The sequence below is a fragment of the Nocardioides sp. genome (assembly GCF_024509035.1).
Taxonomy (GTDB): Bacteria; Actinomycetota; Actinomycetes; order Propionibacteriales; family Nocardioidaceae; genus Nocardioides.
On the sequence record NZ_JANINT010000185.1, the window covers coordinates 1 to 4,337 of the forward strand.

The 4,337-nt window shown below is 72.4% G+C and carries 4 protein-coding genes; 2 read left to right on the top strand and 2 right to left on the bottom strand.

Going from position 1 to position 4,337, the window contains the following annotated elements:
* Together Q0L15_RS13905 and Q0L15_RS13910 are read left to right on the top strand one after the other, a co-directional pair.
* A partial coding sequence (locus Q0L15_RS13905; RefSeq protein ID WP_296605045.1) for an MFS transporter occupies positions 1-1,303 on the top strand: 1,303 nt, incomplete at its 5' end.
* 8 nt (positions 1,304-1,311) lie between these two features.
* A complete protein-coding gene (locus Q0L15_RS13910) occupies positions 1,312-1,791 on the top strand; it encodes a MarR family transcriptional regulator (RefSeq protein WP_296605046.1) in 480 nt (159 codons plus the stop codon).
* Positions 1,792-1,797: 6 nt separating this feature from the next.
* Here Q0L15_RS13910 and Q0L15_RS13915 read toward each other — a convergent pair whose 3' ends face one another.
* Together Q0L15_RS13915 and Q0L15_RS13920 are read right to left on the bottom strand one after the other, a co-directional pair.
* A complete protein-coding gene (locus Q0L15_RS13915) occupies positions 1,798-3,402 on the bottom strand; it encodes a glycoside hydrolase family 13 protein (protein ID WP_296605047.1) in 1,605 nt (534 codons plus the stop codon).
* 19 nt (positions 3,403-3,421) lie between these two features.
* Positions 3,422-4,147, bottom strand: a complete 726-nt coding sequence (locus Q0L15_RS13920; protein WP_296605048.1) for a hypothetical protein — start codon at positions 4,145-4,147, stop codon at positions 3,422-3,424.
* Positions 4,148-4,337: the final 190 nt, after the last annotated feature.

Sequence of the window (4,337 nt, forward strand, 5' to 3'; positions counted from 1 at the left end):
CTCCCTGATCGCCGCGTTCGCCCCGAGCATGGAGGTCCTCATCGGGGCGCGTGTCATCCAGGGTCTCGGCGTCGGCGGTCTGACCGCGTTGGTCCAGGTCGTGATCGCGACGATGATCTCGCCGCGCGAGCGCGGCCGCTACTCCGGCTACCTGGGAGCGGTCTTCGCGCTGGCGACCGTCAGTGGCCCGCTGATCGGCGGTGTGATCGTCGACTCCGCGCTCGGCTGGCGCGGCTGCTTCTTCGTGGGTCTGCCGTTCGCCATCGCGGCGTTCTTCCTGCTGCAGAAGACCCTGCACCTGCCGGTCGTGAAGCGTGAGGCCCACATCGACTACCTCGGCGCGACGCTGATCGTCGGCGGCGTCTCGACGCTGCTGGTCTGGGTCAGCCTGGCCGGCAACCAGTTCGCCTGGGCCTCCACGACGACGGCCCTGCTCGTCGCGGTCGGCCTGGTGCTGATCGTCGCGTCGGTGTACGTCGAGGCCAAGGTCGCGGTCGAGCCGATCATCCCGCTGCGGCTGTTCCGCGACCGCACCATCGCGCTGGCGACCTTCGCCTCGGTGATGATCGGCGTCGCGATGTTCGGCTCCACGGTCTACCTGAGCCAGTACTTCCAGACCGCTCGCGGGATGAGCCCCACCGAGGCGGGCCTGATGTCGATCGCGATGGTCGGCGGACTGTTCGTCTCCAGCATCGTCAGCGGGAAGATCATCAGCGACACCGGCCGGTGGAAGCGCTGGCTGGTCGGCGGCATGGTGCTGGTCGTGGTCGGCCTCGCGCTCCTCGGCACGATCGATGAGTCCACCAGCCTGGTCGTGGTCGGTGGCTTCATGGCGATCCTCGGCGTCGGCCTCGGTGCCACGATGCAGAACCTCGTGCTCTCGGTGCAGAACAACGTGACGCTCGCCGACATGGGCGCCGCCAGCTCCGTCGTGGCGTTCTTCCGCTCGATGGGCGGCTCGATCGGCGTCTCGGCCCTGGGCGCGCTGCTCAGCCACCAGGTCGCGACGCAGGTCGCGGACGGCTACACGGCAGCCCAGCGGCCGCCGTCGTTCCCCGCGGGCAGCCACTCCGTGCCCGACGTCGCGTCGCTGCCCGGGTGGGAGCAGAGCATCTGGGAGCACGCGTTCGGCTCGTCCTTCGGCCACATCTTCCTGGTGGCCACGCCGTTCGCCCTGGTCGCGTTCGCCTGCGTCCTGCTCATCCGCGAGGTCCCGCTGCGCACCTCCAACCTCGAGGCGCTGGCCGAGGCCTCGCCCGAGGTCGCCGCGGAGCTGCACGACGCGATCGTGAAGAAGGGGTGACGCACGCGATGGTCGAGACCGAGACGGCACCCCGCACCGACCTGCTCCGCGGGCTCGAGCAGCAGGTCGGGGTCATGGTCCGGCGGATCCGGCGGGTGCTGCGCGAGCGGGCGCTCGCCGTGCACCCCGAGCTGCCGACCTCGTCGTACCTGATGCTCTCCTGGCTGCTCCAGCACGGGCCGCAGCGCGCCTCGGCGATGGCCGACGCGTTCGGCATCGACAAGGGCGCCATCAGTCGCCAGGTGCAGCACCTGGTCGAGCTCGACCTCGTGGACCGTACGCCGGACCCCGACGACGGTCGGGCGACACTGGTGTCGGCCGGCGCGACCGCGGTCGGCCGGATGGCCGCCGTCACCGAGGAGCGGCGACGGTGGCTCGACGAGCGCCTCGGCGACTGGTCGGAGGAGGACCTCACGACGCTCGTCGAGCTCTTGCGCCGCTACAACGTCGCGCTCGAGGAGCACCCGCCCGAGCGGGCGTTCCACTGAGCTCGCTCAGCCGATCCAGACGGCGGTGTCCGGGGGCAGCGTGCCCTCGACCGGGCCGCTGGCCATGAGCACCCGACCCGCGGGCAGCGCCACCGGCTCGGTGCCGCAGTTGACGAGCACGGTGATGGGTCCCCGCCGGAAGCAGAGCACGTGCTCGCCGGCCTCGACGATCTCGATCTCCTCGCCGGCGGTCTCGGAGAACTCCCGGCGAGCCGCCAGCGCCGCGCGGTAGAACGCGAGCGTCGAGTCGGGGTCGCTCGCCTGCGCCTCGACGGTGAGGTCGGCCCACCCGGCGGGCTGGGGGATCCACGGCTGGCCCGCCCCGGGGCCGAAGCCGAACGGCGGCGTCGTCCCGCTCCAGGGGATCGGCACCCGGCAGCCGTCGCGGCCGCCCTCGCCGGTGCGGAGGAAGAACGGGTCCTGGCGGTGCTCCGGTGCGACGTCGACCTCGGGCAGGCCGAGCTCCTCGCCCTGGTAGAGGTACGCCGAGCCCGGCAGCGCCAGCATGGTGAGCGTGGCCGCGCGGGCGCGGGCCAGGCCGGTCGCGCCGCCGCCGTACCGGGTGACGTGGCGGACGACGTCGTGGTTGCTCAGCACCCAGGTGGGGGAGCCGCCGACGAGGCCGACGGCCTCCATCGTGCCGCGCACGACCTCGGTGAACTCCTCCGCCGACCAGGAGGCCAGCAGCCAGGCGAAGTTGAAGGCCTGGCTGAACTCGTCGGGCCGGATGTAGGCGGCCATGGACTCAGGCGTCTGCGTCCAGGCCTCGGCGACCATCATCCGGTCGCCGTCGTACTTGGCGAGCACCTCGTGCCAGCGGCGGTAGACCTCGTGAACCTCGGGCTGGTCCCACATCGGCTCGTCGCGGGCCGTGCGCTCGACCATCGGCACGTCGGTCAGGTTGCCGGCGTCGCTGCTCGGGAGCTGGCCGGCGGCGACGACCTGGTCGCGCAGGCCCTCCTCCTTGAACAGGCCGTGGGCGACGTCGACACGGAACCCGTCGGCGCCGCGGTCGAGCCAGAACCGCAGGACGTCGACGAACATGTCGCCGACCTCGGGGTTGCGCCAGTTGAGGTCGGGCTGGCTGCTGTCGAACAGGTGCAGGTAGTACTGCCCGTCGGGAGCCTGCGTCCAGGCGGGCCCGCCGAAGACCGACATCCAGTTGTTGGGCAGCGAGCCGTCGGGCTTCGCGTCGCGGAAGATGTAGCGGTCGCGCTCGGGGCTGCCGGGGCCGGCGGCCAGCGCCGCCTGGAACCACTCGTGCTCGTGGGAGGTGTGGTTGGGCACCAGGTCGACGATCACCTTGAGGCCCAGCTCGTGCGCCCGGTCGACCATCGCGTCGGCGTCGGCGAGCGTGCCGAACAGCGGGTCGATGTCGCGGTAGTCGGCGACGTCGTAGCCGTGGTCGTGCTGCGGGGAGGTGTAGAAGGGGTTGAGCCAGATCGCGTCGACGCCGAGGTCGCGCACGTGCTCCAGCCGCGAGGTGATCCCGCGCAGGTCCCCGATGCCGTCGCCGTCGGCGTCGGCGAAGCTGCGGACGTAGATCTGGTAGGTGACCGCATGCCGCCACCACTCGCTGCCCGGAGCCTGCATTTGATCGTTCAAATTCATGCCGGTCATCCTAGTTGAGTCACGAGAAGTTCGCGGGGTCGACCGCGACCCACACGTGCTCGGCGCGGGCCACGACGCGGCCGTCAGCGTCGTAGATCGTCGAGGCGGTGTGGGTACGCCGCCCCTCGCGCCGGCCGGCCAGCCCGACGACGACGTGCTCCTCGCCGACGCGGGGGAGGGCGTCCACCTGCGCGGTGATCCGGGCCAGCACCATCAGCCGGTCCTCGAGGTCGCCGGCCCAGCCGCCGACGCAGTCGAGGGCCGCCCAGGTCACCGGGACCGTCGCCGCGCCGTCGGCGCCGACGCCGGCGTCCGGCGTCCAGGTCGCCGCCACCCGGGCGGCGCCGTCCTGGTCGGCGACCCGGCCGGGGAAGATCCGCAGGCCGTCGCCCTCGGCCCGGTCGACACCGCACGAGAAGCAGGTCGGGAACGGGTGTGAGGTCAGCCCGGCGTACGACGACTCCGCGGCGCGCGCCTCCGCCGGCGACACGGGCTCGACCACCGGGAGGTCCTCCTCGCTCGGCTCGGCGCGAGCCACGACGCCCTCGCCCAGCGACGCGACGGTGACCCCGTCGACCAGGCTGACCGGCATCGGGGTGTCCAACGGCGGCGGCCGCCGGAGCGAGACCGTGATGCCCATCCCCGGTCCGGACTCGACGAGCGCGGCCAGTGCGCCGGCGGACCACCCACCGTTGCCCGAGGAGGGTGGGCCGCAGAAGCGACGTGGGACGAACAGCTCTGCCATCGAGGACCTTCCGGGCGAGGGGAGGGCATCACGCTGACATGCCGACGCGCTGAGGTCCACCCGCGACCCGGCGTCAGCGGATCTCCTCCCACCGGTCGAGCGCCTCGCGGCGCTCGGCCGCGTGGTCGACGATCGGGTCGGGGTAGCCGGCGGCCAGGCGCTCCTCCGGACGGGGGTCGTGGGGGTCGGT

What these genes read in the sequence shown, in the direction of transcription:
- Q0L15_RS13910 (WP_296605046.1), top strand. Translation starts at nt 1,312, where the DNA reads ATGGTCGAGACCGAGACGGCACCCCGCACCGACCTGCTCCGCGGGCTC.
- Q0L15_RS13915 (WP_296605047.1), bottom strand. Translation starts at nt 3,402, where the DNA reads ATGAATTTGAACGATCAAATGCAGGCTCCGGGCAGCGAGTGGTGGCGG.
- Q0L15_RS13920 (WP_296605048.1), bottom strand. Translation starts at nt 4,147, where the DNA reads ATGGCAGAGCTGTTCGTCCCACGTCGCTTCTGCGGCCCACCCTCCTCG.